This window comes from Prosthecobacter sp., assembly GCF_046154365.1.
Classification (GTDB): Bacteria; Verrucomicrobiota; Verrucomicrobiia; order Verrucomicrobiales; family Verrucomicrobiaceae; genus Prosthecobacter.
Map to the genome: position 1 here is coordinate 96,979 of NZ_JBJXFV010000106.1, position 18,803 is coordinate 115,781.

Consider the following 18,803-nt stretch of genomic DNA (forward strand, 5'->3'; position numbering starts at 1 on the left):
CCCATCGCATCGCATCGCAAGGTCAAGGCGTGGTCAAGCGGTCAACCGTCGTTCTCGAACTCGGCGCAGTTTATTGATACGGCTTGCCGTCCAGCAGCACATCCGGATAACTCAGCACAAAATCCACCGCCTTCTCCACTCTCGGCACCGGATCACGCGCGGCATAAGCCTTGAGCACCCGGGTCAAAGTCCGTCGGCTCGGCGGATCGAGCAGCCGCACGCCATAAAAGTCCTCCTCTGGATTCCCAAAGGGGAAGACCAGCGTTTCCAGAGCATCCAGCGCCACGAGGCTCATCGGCCTTCCCTGGTTCAGCCATTCCACCGCCTTCGACCAGTCAAGACCTGAAGCAGCGGCAGCACTGCCCCACACTGATGTGACGGGAGACTGCGCATGCGTTTCGATCCACGCCAGCGCCCTCCTGTCACGCAGCGTTTGCAGCAACCCTAGCATGTAATGCTGGCAGCCAGCCGGCTCACGCTCAATCTCAGACACGACACGGGCAAAACTCTCGTCCGCTGGCAAACAGCACGCCGAGGCAGAGACCAGCAGGCCAATTCCGGGACCACGGTCGGCAAGGCTGAGCCCGAACGGCATGGCACCGTCATTCACCTCATCCTCATCCTCATCCTCATCCTCATCTTCATCCACCTCATCATCATCCAGCATGGCAGGCTTCCCACCTGGCCCGGCCTTGTCCACACGTTCCGCCGTCAGCGCACGCGCCTTTCGTTTCTCGTCAAAGTCCGCCCATGCCCTGCGCACCAGTCCCGCTCCAGCAGTACCGAGACACTCACTGCAGAGGTGCAGCAAATGCACCCGCGCATGCACGTCCTTCCTGGCATCCCACATCGCGGCCAGAAATACCGCCGCCTTCGCCTTCGGTTGCTTGCGCCACGCCGCCAGCACTTTCCGCCCTAGATGACGTCGCGTCAGTGTGTGCTCCCACAGCAGCCGCAGGTCATGGCGGACATCCTTCAGCACCGGGGCCCGCAGTACGTCGGGTTCCTCCTCCAGTTCATCCACCGACATCAGGGCCACCCCCCCGCGACTGTAATACTCTTCCCGGAGAATGGTGTGATGAGGGCCGTGCAGCTTGGCAAGGTTGTACCACTCCAGCGGCCGCAGCGAGAGCCGATCCATCCGGTCCGCACAAACCGGGCACACGCGCACAGGTCCCCACCACTCCTCCCTGCGTCGATCTAGCCTCGCGGCAGGCCTTCGTTCACAAGCCTCGCATTGGGTAAGCGCTGGATCAGATCGCTTTTTCATGGCGTAGAATGGACCGCATTTTAATGATCGCACCCATCTTCTGTCACGCACAAAAGCTTCCCTTCCTCCGTTCGAGGCAATCCAACGCCCGTCATTCGGGCTCTTCAGACTTTCCTGTGGGATCAATCTCACGACTGGCTTGACGAGCCCATGGGCGCAAGCCCTGTGTTTACAAGGGTTTGCGTCTCGCAAAACCCATAGAGACCGCCTTTCAGATGCAGAGCGTAGTGCAGGGGAGAACCGGAATATGTGCCGCAGGCCGAGCGCAGCGAGTTATGCCGGATTCTCCCTTGCACGGAGCGGCGCATCTGATCCCCAGGTGTCCTCGGATGCCACATAGAATCCCACGGGAAAGTCTGGATAACCGCGGTGTTTATTCCGTGCCTTCCGTGGGCCATCTGACCGGAGACACAACAGCGAGGAGATGGACGTTGGAGCTGCCATGACTGAAAGCAAAACCTTGCTCCGCGCTGCCTAGATGGGCATAATGCGGCCATGAACGCGACCTTGCCCGCTCCGCTGCCGCAACTGGTGGAACGCCTGAATCACCTCTCGCCGGAGGAGCTGGCGGTCATCGAGCGTGTGCTGGTGCAACTGGAGATCAACCGGACGGTCGGCGAACTCGACGACCTGACGGATGATTTGCGCGCCAACGGCATGATGGCGAAGCTGCCCAAGATCATCCAGCAGGTGCGTGAGCGTCAGCAGACCGCCAAGCCATGATCGTCGTTCTGGACACCAACGTGGTGATCCGCATGTTTGGCAGGCAGAGCACGCTGCGCCGCCTGGTGGAGGCCATCAGTTAAGGCCAGATCAGCGTGGCGGTGTCCCCGGCCATCTGGCTTGAGTATGAGGAGGTGTGTCTGGAGATGCGCAGCCCCGGACACTGGGGGAAGCTGCAGAAGCTCTTCACGCTGGTTTCCTCCGCGCACGGCACGATCATCCGCACGAACCCGGCGTTCCGCTTCGCAACCATTCCGGCAGACCCTGATGACAATGCCTTCGCCGACTGCGCCATCGCCGCGCATGCCGACTTTGTGCTCACGGATGACCGTCACTACCGCACGCTGCGAAATGCCGGCTACAAGCCGCAGCCGATCAGGCCGGAGGAATTTATCGCCAAGCATCTGCAACCGTGACTGGCGGCCACTCCCGCCCCCCCCTCACATCAAGTCGCGGTGGTAGCAGATGTACTGCTGGCAGCCGCAGCGGCTGCTGCATCCGCTGCTGCGGCAAGCACATGAGCGCTGGAGCTGCCATGGACGGAGACCAGACTTGCGATGCCGGTGCCGAAGCCTTTCATCTCGTTCATCCAGAGCTGATCTCCGGTGAAGGGATCGAGCGCATACATGTAGCCGTCCACGCTGACGATGAGGCGGTCGCCATCGAGCAGGAGGGTGGTGTAGCTCATGCCGAAGGGTGCTTTCCACTGCCAGAGGATTGCGCCCGTGTCCCGATGCAGGGCGGCGACGCGTTTGTTGAAGCCGGTGAAGACGAGGTCGGAGAGGTGCATAGGGTGCTGGTTGCTGGTTGCTGGTTGCTGGATGCTGGATGCTGGGCGGAGTCGGATGGCACAAAATGATGGTTACAGAATAATCTGCATCATCCTGTTCCCATCATTCTGTAAATAAGCCGCCGCCGCCAGCCGCAGGCGGAGTCAGATGGCACAAAATGATGGTTACAGAATAATCTCAAAAAACCTTACCCCAGAAGAAACTCAGTGATCCAGTTCTGCTCTGCGACCGTCCAGCCTCTGCGGTTCAATCCAACTTAACCGCAGAGGTTGGACGGTCGCAGAGGCCCATTGACATTCCTTGTCACGGTTCAAGCAGCGCCCGAAGTCAGGATGTCTGCACCTCCGCATCATTCTGTTCCCATCATTCTGTAAATAAGCCGCCGCCGCCAGCCGCACGCAGAGCTGGATGGACAAAATGATGGTTACAGAATAATCTCAAAAAACCTTACCCCAGGAGAAACTCAGTGATCCAGTTCTGCTCTGCGACCGTCCAGCCTCTGCGGTTCAATCCAAATTAACCGCAGAGGTTGGACGGTCGCAGAGGCCCGTTGGCATTCCTTGTCACGGTTCAAGCAGCGCCCGAGATCAAGATGTCTGCACCTCAGCATCATTCTGTTCCCATCATTCTGTAAATAAGCCGCCCGCGGACGCTCCTGGCTCCGAACGCGGCTTTATCGTCACCGCCACGCGGCCACGGGCGAGGAGTGCGCGCGGTAGAAGCGCTCGAACTGGCCCTGCGAGCCGTTGAAGAGGTTGCGATCACAAAAATGCCGCAGTGATGCACGCCCACCGCTGCGCGTGAAGGCGGCGCCGACTTGGCCGGTGAATTCGGGAGCGTTAAGGGCATGCTTGGGCTTGCCGCTGATGTCGCCGCAGTATTGCCAGAGGGTCCAGGTGCCGAACACGCGCGGAACGCTGAAGCTCATGCTCGCACCCGGTGCCTCGCCGTAACGCGGCACCCACAGACCGCAGTCGTGCAGCGTGTGGCGGTCGGCAGCACTGAGCGCGGCCAGTTCGCTGGTTTGCTGCGCGTAGGCCGTGGTGCCAGGCTTTGGCACGCTGCAATAGAGCAGCGGCCACACACCTGTGTGCGCACGCACCAACCGCGCGGCACCTGCCAGTGCGTCCCACGACACACGATCTGCACCTTCGTTGTCCAGAACGAGCATGACAGCGTGCTGCGTGGTGCCATTGCGGTGCGCCGTCGCAGCGACGGTGCTGATGAAGCGGTGCAATTGCGGGGCCAGATAAGCGCCACCCTGGACATAATGATACGCGCCCCATTTCATGCCCGCATGCCGCGCCGCCAGCTCCCGCCGGGCATAATCGTCATCCGTCTTGGAACTGCCGCGTGTCGCGCGATGAATCAGGAGATCGACACCCATGCTGCGCATGGCGTGAAACTGGATCACGCCCGAATCCCAGCCGAAATCGACCACGTTGTTCAAGCAGCCCCGCGCCCGTCCCAGCGACACCGTCTCCGTGCGGATCGGCGCACAGGCCGTGAGCCCAGCGATCAACAACATTCCCAAGCAGCGCAACGCACTTTTTTTCATCCCGCTGTTCTACTCAGGATGCAGCAGTTACGTCAACGAAGAAAGCGGGCGCAGCGGCAACGACACATCATACACTATGCTGCCGCAGCCAGTCCAGCGGCTTCATCACAGCGATCACTCCCGCATCATCGAGCGCCAGCAGTTCGTCATCCAGCGTGATCAAAGTGGTCCGCGTTTCCCGCGCCACAGCGACGTAGTGACTGTCGGCTCCGCGCAAATGATGACGCGAAGCCAGAGCTGCGGCACTGATGCCAAAAGCGAGATCAGCTTGACGAATTTTCAGGGATTCATAAGTGCGCAGGTGCAGTGCTGCCAGATCTCCCCGCACATGGTCTTTTTTGATACGCGCAACCGCCCCGGCCACCTCGGCAATCAAGAGTACCGGCGCATGAACCACGAGTCTGTCCTGCCGTACGGCATCAATAAAATGGCTGCACGGTTCGTGAAACACGTCCTCCTCCACAAAACGAGCCACGAACACGCTGGCATCAATCGTCAGCTTCATGGCAGGAATCAGCGGCGCATGTCACGCATTACTTCCACCACGGACTTGCTCCGGTCCACATTGCCGCCGCGCATCAGTTCGGTGATGCGCGCCTCCTCGGCCATCCATTCCGCGGTGGTCAGTCGTTTTGCCTCGGGAAAGGTCACATAGCGGCTGGCTATGCTGGTGGATTGTTTAATCCGGGGCGCAGCAGGACAGCGTGCGCGTTTGGTGGCAGCGGCTTTTTTCATGCCGACATTCAAATCCTAAACACCCCAGGCGTCAACGCACGGTTTCCCGTCGCAGCACAGACTTGTGAGCTGTTTTCTATCCGTGTGTTTTGTGGGCTGATGCAGCACCGGGATCGACCCGCCTGCATCGCTATCGCGAAGCATTGCGGGCAGGGGACGAGCCTTGACCTCTTGACCAACGCCTTGACCAATCCCGCCCGCCACTTCACGGCCTTCTCGACTGCGACAGCGCCTCGGCCTTGAGCTTCTGGATCGCTTCATCGCCTTGCGCGATGAGCGGGTCGAACATCGGGATTTCCTTGGCGTTCTGGCCCTGCTCGTGTTTGCGGAAGCCGAACAGGTAGGTCTCGTTGTGCGGACGCCAGCGGTTGAAGAACAGCGTGTCCTTGGCGATGACCGCACGGCGCAGTGATTCGAGCGCGGGCGAGGGTGCATCGGGCATTTTCAGGCCGAGGCCTTCAATGAGCTTGGCGCTGAGCTTTTCGTAGCCTTCACGCGTGTAATGCACGCCGTTTTCCGTGAGCGGCTTCGCGGTGCTGCCGGGCTTTGGCAGGCCGCCCATGAGTTCGAACCAATCGACGAAGAAGGCGTTCTGCATGCCGGCAAACTTGCGCAGGGCATCGCGCAGGCTGGAGAGGTTCTTGTTTTCACCGGTGAGGTCCGGCAGCGGCGGCGGCAGATTTTCCAGCGGCGGCGGGGCGGCGATGATGACGCGCACACCGGGGGATTTCGAGCGGATCAGCTCGATCAGACCGCGATAGCCGGTCAAAAACTCCGGCAATCCGCCAAGTCGCTCAAACGCGAGTTCCGAACCGTAGCACAGCAGCACGACGGTCGGTTTGAGCATTTCCAGATGCGTGGAAAGGCGCTGCAACCCCTCCTCCGGCGGCCCGAAATACGAGCGCGCATGACCAAAGACGGTGTCGCCGCTCCACGCGAGATTGCGCACGCTGACTTTCGTTTCGCCAAGGGCGAGGGCGAGACGCGGCTCGAACGAGCCATAGCGCTGCTCGCGCTCCAACACGGTGTTGCCGATCAGCACGAGGCGGTCGCCGTCCTTAAATTCAAACGTCGTCGGCTGTGACGGCGCGGTGGTAGTTTCCGGCGTTTGAGCGGATGCGAAGGAGGCGCAGGCGAGCACCAAAAGACCAGCGAGAGGTTTCAAATTCATGCGGGGCCTATTGGAGCGGAGGCGGCGGGAAATGTCCAGCAGCTTGAACTGCGGATCACTGCCGCGTGACCTTCACCCGCATGAAACGCGACTGGCCTGCGCTGGCGGGCACGGAATCACGAACAATGAGCTGCGTGCTCGTGTCGGATTCGATGACGAGACCGGCACTGCTCCAACTGAGCGGGTCGGCAAGATTGCCGGTGGCCTGGACTTCAAACAAGACATCCGTGGCGGCGGGGTTTTTCGAAACGGTGAGACGCAGGTAGGTTTCGCCGCTCGAAGGAGCAAACTCGACGATCTGCGGGCTGGTGCTGCTCACGGTGCCGTTGGTGCCGGTGGCGTATTCGACGAGATTCACCAGGCCGTCGTGATCGGTATCGGCGGTGGCTTCGATGAGCTGGTTGTTTTCGTTGCCGACGTTGTTGATGTCGAGCCACTGGGCGAAGGGTGTGGTGTAGGCTGTCAGATTGAGGTCAAAGAAGCTCACGGCGCCGGTGTCGTCGGCGGTGAGGCGCAGGACGTAAGGGCCGCTGTCCGTGAACGTGGCGGTGGTGTCGGCGAGTGCGTCATTGCCAAAGATGAGGCCTGTGGGCCCGCTGCGTTTGCTCCACAGGCTGGTAAAATCTGCGGGCAGGCTGTCGTCGGTGATGGTGCCGTCGAGATTGACCGGAGCAACACTGCCTCCCGCTGTGGCGGCGATGACGGGTGCTTTGTTCAAGGCCTCGATGGTGAGCCGGGTGAAGGTACAGGTGTTTTGCGTGCCGGTGGCACCGCTGGCGTTGCTGACGTAAAAGCCAGCCCACACGGGCGTGGTCATGATGATGGTCTGTGGCTGGCCGATTTGCGTCCAGGCATTGGGATTGTTCGTCGTGGTGTTGTGCGTGGCGCGGTAGCCGGTGATGGCGTTGCCACGGCGTACGATGCGCATCCAGTTGCCGGCGGAAATGCCGCTGGGCACGCCGCCACCGCTACCACCGGCGATGCTGGTCCAGTAGTAGCCGCTGTAGCTGCCAGTGGGCATGCGGCCGAGGTGGAGATACGCGCCGCTTTCGATGCTCTCGGCGACGCGGATGCCGCCGCTGCTGCTGCCTGCACCGCTGCTAAAAGTATTCAGCCGCGCGGTGATGACCATGTCGCCGTAATACTGCCAGCCGTGGAAGTAGCCGGTGGTGGGTCCGTTGACGGTGTAAGTGGTGCCGTCAAAGCTGGCACTGCCGGCGGTGTTCGGCGCGGTGCCGCTGTCTTCATTGACCCAAGCGGGGCCGCTGGGTGTGGGCGTGAGCGTCACATTGTCAAAGAGCGCGGTGGCGCTGCCGGCGGTGCTGTTGTTCGTGGTGGTGAGGCCGTAATGCGCGTCCGTGTTGAGCAGCGGGATGACGACGGGTGTGCCGACAGCGGTCCAGGCCGTGCCATCGGTGCTGTAACTGGCAGTGATTTCGTTGGTGGTGGCATTGCGCTCGAGTTTGAGCCAGAAAGGCAACGCGGGAGCCGTGGCGGCCACGCTGGTGTCATTGCCAACCGCTGCGCGTGTGCGGAACTGCAAGCCCGTGCCGGGCACAAAGCCCAACACCGCGCGATTCGAGCCGCGTGCGAGCGAATCACGAATGGTGACGCCTGCGAGCGCTGCGGTGGTCGAAAAGCTCGTCAAACGCGCCACCACGCTGCCATCGCCGATGGCGCTGCGGACCATGATGTGGGCCTGATCGCTGCTGGTGGCGCTGTAACCGGCCCCGGTGCCGGTTTGGCTGAACAGTCCGCCGTACTCGAGTCCCTGGCCACGACGCGATGACGACGGCCCCATGTCCTGCGTGATCCAGTTCGATGCCACGAGGCCGCTGCCGACCACGACGGTGATTTGATCCGCCACGGTGAACTGCCCGTCGGTGGCGCTGATGCGCAAAACGTAAGTGCCAGGCGCGGAGAAAGTCACAGCGGTCGTAGCGGCTGCTGGCGATTCGATGGTCGCCACACCAGGGCCGCTCACGCAGCTCCAACTCGTCGCGAGAGCCGCTGGGAAGCCGTCGTCACTCACCTGCGCACTGACGATGACACCGTTCGCAGCAGCGATGAGTGGACCTTGCGCGGTGGGGCTGCTGATGAAGACGATGGGCGGATTGTCGTTGTCGGTGATGCTAACATTGTCGAACGAAGCCGCGCCGATGTCGTAACTGCCGGTGTTGAGCGAGAGGGTGACATCCTCGGGGCCTTCGGTGCTGCCATCATCGACGGGTGTGATATTGATGATCTTGGAGACATCGCCGCTGACGAAAGCGAGCGTGGCAGCCACGTTCGCGTAATCCGTCGCGTTCGTGGCCGTGCCTGCGATGGTCAAATTCACCGTGAGCGCCACATTGGTCGGTGCCGTGCGGGTGACCGTGAACTGGCCTGCATCACCGCTTTCAGAGGCCGTCGGATCATTCGCCACAAGTGTCACCGTGCTGCGATCATCATCGGCGATCGTGACCGTGGCCGCGCTCGGCGTGCCAGCGATGTAACCGCTGCCACTGGCCACCGTGAGGATGACCGTCTCACTGCCTTCGTTGGTCGTGTCTTGAATGGGCGTGACATTCACGGTGAGGCTCGCCTGACCGGCCAAAATGGTCTGCGTGGTGCTGATCGCGGTGTAGTCCGTGCCGCTGGTGGCGCTGCCGGTGCGTGTGAGTGTGACGGCGAGCGCACTCGTCGTATCGCCAGTGCGGGTGAGGGTGAACTGCCCTGCGTCGCCGCTCTCATTGGCGCTGGCATCATTCGCCACGATGGTCACGGCAGGCGAATCATCATCCGTGATCGTCAGCGTGAAGGCGCTGACGCTGCCGAGGTTCAAAGCGACGGGCGTGGCGAGCGTGAGGGTGAGGTTTTCCGTCGCTTCGAGTACCGCATCATCCGTGATCGGCAGCGTGATGTATTTCACACTCTCACCAGCGGCAAAGCTCAGCGTGCCAGTCGTCGTCGGGTAGTCGCCGGGCTGCGTGGCGCTGCCGTCGGTGGTGCTGTAGTCCACGCTGCATGCCGCAGTGGCCGGGCTGCTCAAGGCGACGGCGATCTGCGCTGCGCCCGCGCTTTCGACGACACTACCAGTGGCGATGGCAAGGCCGACATACGGATTCGCCGGCGGGCTGTCGTCGTCGATGATGGTGTAGCCGTGGTAAGCGTTCGTGCCGATGTTGGCACCCCTGGCGTTGAGGAGTTGGATCGTCACCAAATTGTCCGGTTCATCCATCGTGTCATTGTTGATGGTGAGGGTGATGTTTCCAGTGGTCTGGCCTGCGGGGATGGTCAAAACGCCCGCTGGCAGCGTGTAGTCCACGCCGGAGCCAAAGGCCGTCGTGTTGCTCTGGAGGCGATAGCGCTGCTCCAGTGTGTTATTTTTGACCCAGCCGGTGTGAACGGCCCGCGCATAATGCGTGCGGTCGTCGCGCACCATGACGCCTGCCTGCGCACTTGCGCCGCCGCCGGTGAGCGATGTGACGCGCGCGGCGAGCGTGAAGTCACCGGTGACTTCCATGCTGGGAAAGTGTGCCTCGTCCGTACCGATGCCTGCACCGCTGCCGTTCACCGTCCACACGCCGGTGTTGAGGCTCTCGCTGCCCTGCTCATTCACAAAGCCGATGGTGCGACCACCGAGCGTGGTGATGGGCGATCCGCCGAGCGTGACATTATCAAACGTAGCCGTGGCGATCAGCCCATCACTCGCCGCGCTGACGGCGAGACCGGCGAGCACTTTCGGCGCGAAGGCGATGTTCGGCGTGATGGTAAAATTCGTCCACGCCGTGCCATCGCGGGAGACGGATTGAGTGAAGACATTGCCCGCGCGGACGGTGCGGACCCACATCGGCAGGATGAGGCTGGTGAAGGCGGAACTCAGCGTCGCCGTGCCGCTCGTCGTGGTGCGTTGCAGCGTGTAGCAATCGCCGGAGGTCAATCCTGTGCCGAACGCTGAAGCGTGAACGGATCCAGTGGCGATGCTGGAGCGCAGCATCACGCCTGCGCGCGAGGCGGCATTCGCATTGCCATTGCTGACGATGCGGGCGGTGACGGTGCAGTCCGCCGAGCCAGTGACCGGCACATAGACGTAGCGGAAATTGTCGCCCGTGGTGTTGCTGAGGCCGTTGCCGGTGTTGGTAAAAGTATAGACGCCAGACGCCACCGAGCTGCTGCCCGTCGCGCTACCAATGTTCACCGCCGTCTCGGTGCCGAGAGTGCCGCTGCCATTGCTGATCGTTAGATTATCCATCACCGCACTGAATGATGAGGTCGAGCCTGGAGCGAAGGCGAGGCCCGCGAGGTAGTCATTGCCCAGCGTGCTCACCGTCACGTTGGAGCCGCGCTGCGTCCATGTCGTGCCGTCGTTGGACTGGAAATAGGCCACCGTGGTGCCCGTCTTCACCACCCGCACCCAGTAGGGCACCGGGCGGCTGCTGAAGGGGTTGCTGCTGGCACTGGTGCTGCCGCTGGTGAGATATTCCACCGTCACATCCGCAGCTTGCGCGGCGGAAAGCGTGACGGGGATGTTTACCGCGCTGACATTTTCCAAACCGCTGGAGCTGGGCGCATTGAAGGTCACGGTGGCCGTCGGCGTGTCATTGTCCGTGATATACATCACCGCGCCGACACCACGCCCGTAGCCGCCTGCGGCAAATTCAAAGGTGATCGTCTCCGTGCCTTCAAACGTCGTATCATTCACCACGGTGACCGGCACATCCACGCCCGTCGCGCCTGCTGGGATCGTCACACTCGCTGGTGCGGTGTAATCCACGCCGCCGCCCGTCGCGGTGCCGCCGTAGAGGATATTGACTGTCACCGCAGCCGTCGTGGCACCGAGGCGTGAGATGTAAAACTTCGTCGGTGTGCTGATCACGCCTTCCGTGACGCTGATCGCACCGCCAGTGCCCACCTGCGTGTCCACGACGAGCGTGTTGACGTTGTCATTGTCACGCAGCCAAGCGCTGGCGGATGCGCTGGCGGGGAAGGTTTGATACGATGCGTGACTTTGCATCGTGAGGGTGATGGACTCCAAGTCTTCGAAATCGGCGTCATCCTTCGTGCGCAGCGCCAGATCGAGCGTGGTCGCAGCACGCGGGATCACCACGCTGCTCGGCACAGGACCAGCGGTGGCGTTGTCGCGTTTGAAGATCGCGCCGCCATCACCCACGGCCCAGCCGATGGTGCTGCTGGTGCCAAAGACGCCGTTGAAGGTGCCCAGCGCACTCAGCATGACATTCGACCAGCTTGTTCCATTCGTGCTGACCATCTGCGCACTGCTGGCACCGGCGGCTAGCAAATTCGTCGTGCTGGCGGTCCACACGCCGTTCAAATCCGCACCGCTGGCGGATGTCTGGCTGGCCCAAGTCGTGCCCGTGCCTTTGCGCACCACACCGCCGCTGCCCACGGCCCAGATGTTCGTCGTATTGGATGCGAACACCGCATTGAGCTGCGTGCTGACGCCGGAGGTTTGCGATCCCCAGGTCGTGCCGTTCCAGAAGCGCACCACGCCGCCATCGCCCACCGCCCACACGTTGCTCGTGCCGCTGCCATGCACGGCGCGGAGACGTGTGGTGATGCCGGAGGCGCTCGCGGCCCAGCTCGTGCCATTCGTGCTGCGCACAATCGTGCCGCCATCACCCACGGCGAAAACATTCGTGCCGCTGCTGCCCCACACACCGCGCAGCGCATTCGTGGTGCTGCTCGTTTGCGCCGCCCAGCTCGTGCCATTGAAGAACAGGATCACGCCGCCATCACCCACGGCCCACACGCTGCTCACGCTGGTGCCCCACACCGCGCGGAGATGCTCCGTGGTGCCACTCGTCTGCGCGGTCCACGTGCTGCCGTCGCCTTTGAGGATGGTGCCGTTGTCGCCGACGGCCCACAGGTTCGTCGCGTTCGCCGCCCAGATGGCGCGGAGGCTTTCTGTGCTGCCGGAACTCACCGGCTGCCACCAGCCGATCGTGTCGTAGTCCGTGCCATTCACCGCTGTGCCGCCGAGTGTAAAATTCACCGCCACCGGTGTGTCCGTGGTGTCACCGCGCAGCGAGAAGCGGAAGTTCGCGTTCGTGCTCGGCTCCACGCCGTTCGCGGTGTTCACCACGTCGATGTAGGCGACGTCAGCCGCGTTATCGTTGATGTTGACCGTGGCGGTGGCGCTGGTGCCGAGGACGTAGTTCGTGGCGTTTGCACCGAGATTCAGCACGCAACGCTCCACGCCTTCACCCTGGCCATCAAAGCGCGGGATGATGGTGATGGCGGCGGAAGTTTGTCCGGCAGGGATTTGCACCACACCGGGCATCCAATCGTAATCCGCGCCATGCAGCGCCATGATGCCGCTGCCGGTCACGCCGGAGAAGGCGTAATAAATCGTCAGCGCCTGGCTGGTGTCGCCGCTGCGTGTGATCAAGAACGTGCCCGTGTCCGCCGCCGTGCCTGGAATGCTCAAATCCATCTCCGTGGCCTCTGCATCGCTCGCGGTGACGTTCACCGTTTGCAGATCGTCATCATACACACTCACGGTGGCCGGCGTGGTGAGTGGATCGATGATGTAAGCCGCGTTCGTGCTCAGCGTGACGATCACCGTCTCCAGCGATTCAGAGGTCGAATCGTCCACCGGAGTGATTTCGACCGTCGCAGTGGCCGCAGTGGCCGGAATCGTCACTGACCCGCTCAAAGCCGTGAAATCGCCGCCACTCGTCGCCGTGCCGCTCACCGTGTAATTCACGGTCAAACTGGCTGCGGTGCTCCCGGTGCGTGAAAGCGTCAAAAGACCCGGCGAGGCGATGTTTTCGATCACCGAGTTCCGCGTCGTGGTGAGGCTTACTTTGGGCAAACTCGTGTCATCATCCGCGATCACCACCGTGGCACTCGATGCGGAGCCGACGAGGTAACCATTGCCCGGACCGAGCTGCAAAATGACCGTCTCCGGCCCTTCGCTGAGCGCTTCCACCACCGGCGTCACCGTGATGTCGAGCGTGGCCGAGTCCGCCAGCATGGTGAAGGTGCTGAAACCGAGTGAGCCGGTCACATAATCCGGCGTGAAGGTGTAGTCCGTCGTCTTGGTGGCACCGCCGAGTGCGGAGTTCACATTCACCACGAGGTCTTGCGAGATGTCACCCGTCCGCGTGAGTCGGAAGGTGCCCGGCGTCACCGGCGAAAGCTCATTGGCGTTCGGATTCAGCGCGGTGAGCGTCACCACGCTCTGCGCCGTGGCTTCAAAGTTCGCACCGCTGAAACTCGGCCCCACCACGATGCTGTTGTTAAACAGATCGCCAAACGTGTAGCCGTAAAGCAGCGGCGTGAGCGTGTAGGTGTTCGCCGTGAGGTTCGGGATCGTGAAGTAGCCGTCGGCGTCGCTGATGACACCGTTCGCATTGTTCGCCGTGACGACCGCATCCGGCACTCCTTGCCCGAGCAAGGTCACGCGCCCGCTGATGGTGAAGGTCGTCACCGTGCCAACCGTGATGAGTTGATTCCGCGTCACTGTGCCGCCCTTCATGTCACTCACCGTGCAGGTCACGATGTAAGTGCCTGCCGTCGTGAACTGCCGCGTGATCACGTTTGTGTTTGGCGAGACGATCTGCGTGCCGCCGCCAAAGTGCTGCCAGCTAAAGGCCAGCGCATCGCCATCAGAATCGCTCGCTGTCGCGGTGAAGGTCACCGTGCCGTTCAGCGGGATCACCTCCGCGCTGGCGGCCAGAGTCATCGTCGGCGCGTGGTTGGTTGGGAAGGTGCCGAGATGCACCTGCACGTCGATGTAACGTGGCACGTCGCTCGCCGCGACCGTCGTGACGTAGATGCCGCTCTCCGTATCGCCAAAAGTGCCACCGAGCGAGATCGGCGCATCCGTTTTGGCATAAGGCGACCCGTTCGTCGTGTCGATGAGCTGGAAGTTGCTGCCGCCGCCGTTGGGAAACTTCCAACCCAAGACGAGACCACTTTTCACGAAGGGATTGCTATCAAAGAGCGCCCTCACCATGCCCCAGTAAGTGCGCTGCACGTCTTTTTGAATGGTCAAAGCGTAGCGCTTGCTCGGATCAGCCGCGCCTTGATCAAACGCATGGATGCGATACAGCCCGCTCTGCGTCACCGGCTGCAAAAAGCTGCTCGGCAGCCAGCGGATCTGATTTTTTGCCGCCGCATTGTAATGCCCCGTCGTGCCCGCACCGCCCATGATGTCGTAGCTGTCGCCGTATTCCTCATTCGCACCGAAGCCGATGCTGCTCGTGCCGGAGGTGCTCCAGAAGTTCGAATGCCCCAGGCCGAAAGCGTGCCCGATCTCATGCGCCCACAGGCTCACGCTGTCACTGCGGCACCACACCGTGTTGCCACCGCCGAGCCCGCCATAGCTGCCCGGCCCGCCATTGTGCCGCATCACGGTGCAGTCGTAGTCATTCCAGTCGAAGCCGAGCTTCTTCGCCTCAGCCCGTGCGTCCGCCATCGAGATGTTGGTGCCGCCGATGTCGCCGCCGTTGCTCGTGTCGCGATTCACATACCACGCCTCATTGTGCGGCAGCTTGATCGGCGGTGCCACCACACCCGTGAGTGAAAGGCGGCCATACGAAGCCTTCGAGTAATGATCCGCCACATCCCGCAGCGTCGCGTAAAGCTGCGCCTCGGTGGAAGGCAGCGCGTTTTGATCCGCATAGGTCGTGTTCAGCACAATGACCTTCACCTGACCCAGCGCAGGCGTCGGCGATCCCGGCAAGATGCCCGAAAATGCAAACGACCCGCCCGTCACGCCCTCGCCATATAAGATGGTCTGATTTTGCATCGCGATGTGCGAGCCATCACAAAACGTGATGATCTCCGTCGGCGTCTCCACCGCTGGCAGGCTCTCCGGCACCACCGCAGGCACATCAGCCGCATCAAGCACATACTTCCCCGACACCGGGCAATCTCCCACCACCGTTTTGCCCGCAGGCAAAATCTCCCCGACCTCCAACCGCCGCGTCGGCTCATCACTGATCGCAAACTCCGAATCCATCGCCACGCCATTCACCGAAGCCCCCGCCGTCCACGTCAGTTTGTTCGCCCGCTCGCCATACACATAAGCGCGGTAAGTCCCGCCCTTCTCCAACTCCACCTCACGATAAGTCGGCACCGGCGCATCATTCAAATCCAGCGGCACCCCTTGCAGCACCCGAATCGCCCCGATGTGATTCATCCGCTTCTCCAACAACGCCACCACCTCCGCCGGCAACTTCTGCCGCACCACCATCGGCACCGCCTTAGCCAGTGCCTCACGCGGGTTCTCCATGATCAGCGCCTTGAAGACGGGCCGCCGTTCCTGTACCAGTTTCATGCCCTCCACCACCAAGGCCGCGCGCTCAGTCTCCGATGCATCGAGATAACGCAACATCCAGGCGCCAAAATCCGTCAGCACATCGCCCGAAACGGCCGGCGCAGCCATTTTCGGACGCTCGGCAGCTTGTGGAGCATCCGGTGCCCGCTCTCCGGATTGGGCCGTCTTAATTCCTGCACGCTTCGAGATTGCCACGTACGTTTTTTCAGCCGGTTGAGGCTGAAAAACAAAGACGGCGGCCAGTACAGCCGCCACGAGACACAAAAACGTGCGCTTGCGCATGAAGATTGGTTGGGGCGTTCAAAGAACAACGACCACCGATCCGTTTGATTAGAACAGATGGCCGGTTGGGTTGATTTCCCGGAGACTACCAAAGTTCCCGCCCTGCCGTCAATACTCAGCTTTTCCGCAGCACCAGCAGCACGTCCGCATAGCTGTCGTCGAAACGACGCGGTTCGGCGAGGTCGTAGGTGAAGTCGTAGCACTCCTGCAACTCCAGTTCCGGCACCTTGCGTAGCAGCGCCTTCAATTGCGCCGCATTGTAGGTGCGGAACTGCCAGTGCGTCTCCTGCGTGTGCGTGCGGCCCGCGTCCGTGATCTTCAGCCGGGTGCGGAGTTTTTCGAGGCGCGTTTTGCGGTCGGCGGGCCAGGTGTGCGTGTTGCACACGACTTTGATCTTGCCCCGCTGCGCCACCCACCGCTCGTGCTCTTCTTTGCCAGACTCGTAGTCGGTCAGATGCAGGCCGAGGAAGAACAAACCGCCGGGACGCAGCGCGGTGGCGACACGACGCAGGCATTCGGCGGCATCTTTTTCGCTGTGCAGGTATTTGAAGGTGCTCACGAGGCAATGCGCGAGGTCGAAACCGCCTTTCACGCCCTTGGGCAGCGTGAAGCTCTGCATCCAGTCCTCCCACAGCCGTGCCTTCAGTCCTATTGATGCCAGCCGTGCCTTAGCGAACTCGATCATGTTCGCATTGCCATCGAATCCGCTTACCTCCCAGCCACGCCGGGCCATTTCCAATGCCAAGCGACCGCTGCCGCAGGCCGGCTCGAAAAGACGGCGGCCCTTCGCAGGCTGCGCATGCTTCACAAACGCCGCCTCCAGAAAGTCCGCCTCCTGCACCGTGCCGTCATCGAAGACGATGTCATAATAGAGGGGCGTGTCATACCAGTCGCGCTGTTCGGTGGGCATGGGGCGCATTGTGGCGAGTTCCACAGGGCGCGCCATAAATCAGCGGCCCGGTTTGCAAATGCCTGAAAATCAGGGGCCGGCTGGCACTCGAAATGCTGCTTGATTGTTTGGCGCTGGTGGAGATTGATTGCGCCCCCTGCCCCGACGGCCTCCCGGTATATGATTGAGTGGGACAACTTTTTCTGGTTTACCAGCTACATCCTCGTTTTCACCGCCCTGTCCGCCTTCGGCGCACACAGGATCAAAGTGCTGTACCATTACTGGAAGCACCGGAAGGACGTGCCGCAGCCGCACCACGAGTTCGCCGCACTGCCCGTCATCACCGTGCAGCTCCCCATCTTCAACGAGATGCACGTCGTCGAGAACCTGCTGCGCACCGTCAGCGCGCTGGACTACCCGCGCGACCGCCTGCAAATCCAGGTGCTCGATGATTCCACCGACGAAACCGCCGCGCATGCCGAGCAGCTCTCCGCCAATCTCAAGTCGCAGGGCTACGACGTCGAATACCGCCACCGCACCAACCGCCACGGCTTCAAAGCCGGTGCGCTGGATGAAGGGATGGCCTCCGCCAAGGGCGAATTCATCTGCATCTTCGACGCCGACTTCCAGCCGCAGCCGGATTACCTCAAAAAAGTCATCCATCACTTCACCAACGAGAAGGTCGGCATGGTGCAGGCCCGCTGGGGCCATCTGAACAAGAATTTCTCGCTGCTCACGCGTCTCCAGGCGCTGTTCCTCGACGGCCATCTCGTGCTGGAGCAGACCGCCCGCAGCCGCCACGGCGAATTCCTCAACTTCAACGGCACCGCCGGCATTTGGCGGCGCAAAGCCATCGCTGAAGGCGGTGGCTGGCAGCATGACACGCTCACCGAGGATCTTGATCTCAGCTACCGCGCCCAGTTGAAAGGCTGGAAGTTCATTTACCTCAAGGATGTCGTCGTTCCAGCCGAACTGCCGCCGGACATGGACGGCTTCAAGAGCCAGCAGCATCGCTGGACCAAAGGCTCCATCCAGGTCTGCAAAAAAATCCTCGGCGATGTCTGGCGCAGCGACATCCCGCTGCGCCTCAAGATCGAGGCCACTGCGCATCTCACCTCCAACTTCGCTTACCTGCTCACGCTTTGCACCTTGGTGCTGATGTATCCCGCGAACTTCGTGATGGGCAGTTCCTGGCACAAGGCGGTGTTCGTCGATGTGCCCGTGTTCTTCTTCGCCTCCTTTTCCGTCGTCGTGTTCTACATGACCGCCCAAGGAGCACAAACCCGCTACGGCTGGCTCAAAACGCTGCCGTATGTGCCCATCCTGCTCGCACTCGGCATCGGCATGAGCATCAACAACGGCAAAGCCGTGATCGAGGCGCTGCTGAACCAAAGCTCTGAATTCGTCCGCACCCCCAAGTACGGCATCGAAAACAAGACCCAGGCCTCGAAGCAGCGCTCCAGCTACAAAGCCGGCAAATCCATCGCCCTGTGGATCGAGGTTGCCCTCACCGGCTACTTCGGCTGGATGATCGCCCTCGCCGCGCAACGCGGCCAGTGGGGCTCCATCCCCTTCCTGCTGCTGTTCTTCGGCGGCTTCGGCTACGTGGCTGCCGGTTCGCTGATGAAGCGCTTCTCGATGTCCGCCTTTCAAGCGGCACCGGTGGTGGTCGCGGCGGCTTGATAGTGCAAGCCTCGTACAATGCCACGCTGCTGCTGGACACGGAGAACTCCTTCCAGCCTGACGTCACTCTCTGCACGCCGCCACGCAAAGGCGGACGCGTCTGGCTAAACAAGGCCGGATATCTCTGCGGCTCCCCCGAATTCGTCGTCGAAATCGCCTCGAGCACCGCTTCCATCGATCTGCGTGACAAGCTCCGCGTCTATCGTCGCCTCGAAGTCGCCGAATACCTCGTCTGGCGCACCGAAGATGCCGAGATGGACTGGTTCATCCTGGAGGAAGGCCAATATGTAAAACTGAAAGCCGACCGCCACGGCAGGCAGCGCAGCCGCATCTTCCCCGGCCTCGTTCTCGATGTCGCCGCCGCCTTGGCGGGCGACAAAAAGAAGGTGCTTGCGGCGCTGCGGTAGCACCA

At 61.8% G+C, this 18,803-nt stretch carries 12 protein-coding genes; 4 read left to right on the forward strand and 8 right to left on the reverse strand.

What is annotated here, in order from left to right:
• Positions 1 to 70 precede the first annotated feature (70 nt).
• Positions 71 to 1,141 carry a hypothetical protein gene (locus ACKVY0_RS13745; protein WP_409215396.1) on the reverse strand — a complete coding sequence of 357 codons (1,071 nt, stop codon included), beginning with the start codon at positions 1,139 to 1,141 and terminating at the stop codon, positions 71 to 73.
• A gap of 624 nt (positions 1,142 to 1,765) precedes the next feature.
• On the opposite strand from ACKVY0_RS13745, the gene ACKVY0_RS13750 reads away from it, so the two are divergent.
• Positions 1,766 to 1,993, forward strand: a complete 228-nt coding sequence (locus tag ACKVY0_RS13750; protein WP_409215397.1) for a hypothetical protein — start codon at positions 1,766 to 1,768, stop codon at positions 1,991 to 1,993.
• 95 nt (positions 1,994 to 2,088) lie between these two features.
• Positions 2,089 to 2,409 (forward strand): putative toxin-antitoxin system toxin component, PIN family, encoded by a 321-nt coding sequence (locus ACKVY0_RS13755; protein ID WP_409215398.1) that lies wholly within the window; start codon positions 2,089 to 2,091, stop codon positions 2,407 to 2,409.
• Between the two features lie 29 nt (positions 2,410 to 2,438).
• On the opposite strand, the gene ACKVY0_RS13760 is transcribed toward ACKVY0_RS13755, so the two are convergent.
• The 7 genes from ACKVY0_RS13760 to ACKVY0_RS13790 form a co-directional block, all read right to left on the reverse strand.
• Positions 2,439 to 2,783 carry a PQQ-binding-like beta-propeller repeat protein gene (locus ACKVY0_RS13760; RefSeq protein WP_409215399.1) on the reverse strand — a complete coding sequence of 115 codons (345 nt, stop codon included), beginning with the start codon at positions 2,781 to 2,783 and terminating at the stop codon, positions 2,439 to 2,441.
• A gap of 680 nt (positions 2,784 to 3,463) precedes the next feature.
• On the reverse strand, positions 3,464 to 4,342 hold the full coding sequence (locus ACKVY0_RS13765) for a GH25 family lysozyme (RefSeq protein WP_409215400.1): 879 nt from the start codon (positions 4,340 to 4,342) through the stop codon (positions 3,464 to 3,466).
• 67 nt (positions 4,343 to 4,409) lie between these two features.
• Complete coding sequence (locus ACKVY0_RS13770; protein ID WP_409215401.1) at positions 4,410 to 4,847, reverse strand: type II toxin-antitoxin system VapC family toxin; 438 nt, start codon at positions 4,845 to 4,847, stop codon at positions 4,410 to 4,412.
• Between the two features lie 8 nt (positions 4,848 to 4,855).
• Positions 4,856 to 5,077, reverse strand: a complete 222-nt coding sequence (locus tag ACKVY0_RS13775; RefSeq protein WP_409215402.1) for a hypothetical protein — start codon at positions 5,075 to 5,077, stop codon at positions 4,856 to 4,858.
• Between the two features lie 205 nt (positions 5,078 to 5,282).
• Positions 5,283 to 6,248, reverse strand: a complete 966-nt coding sequence (locus ACKVY0_RS13780) for a GDSL-type esterase/lipase family protein (RefSeq protein ID WP_409215403.1) — start codon at positions 6,246 to 6,248, stop codon at positions 5,283 to 5,285.
• A 55-nt stretch (positions 6,249 to 6,303) separates the two neighbouring features.
• Positions 6,304 to 15,645 (reverse strand): Calx-beta domain-containing protein, encoded by a 9,342-nt coding sequence (locus ACKVY0_RS13785; protein ID WP_409215404.1) that lies wholly within the window; start codon positions 15,643 to 15,645, stop codon positions 6,304 to 6,306.
• 289 nt (positions 15,646 to 15,934) lie between these two features.
• A complete protein-coding gene (locus ACKVY0_RS13790; protein WP_409215405.1) occupies positions 15,935 to 16,729 on the reverse strand; it encodes a class I SAM-dependent methyltransferase in 795 nt (264 codons plus the stop codon).
• Between the two features lie 159 nt (positions 16,730 to 16,888).
• Here ACKVY0_RS13790 and ACKVY0_RS13795 point away from each other — a divergent pair, with 159 nt between their 5' ends.
• Positions 16,889 to 18,391, forward strand: a complete 1,503-nt coding sequence (locus tag ACKVY0_RS13795; RefSeq protein ID WP_409215406.1) for a cellulose synthase family protein — start codon at positions 16,889 to 16,891, stop codon at positions 18,389 to 18,391.
• 2 nt (positions 18,392 to 18,393) lie between these two features.
• The gene (locus ACKVY0_RS13800; protein ID WP_409215407.1) at positions 18,394 to 18,798 is read left to right on the forward strand and encodes a Uma2 family endonuclease; all 405 of its coding nucleotides are present in this window, start codon (positions 18,394 to 18,396) and stop codon (positions 18,796 to 18,798) included.
• The last annotated feature ends 5 nt before the right edge of the window (positions 18,799 to 18,803 follow it).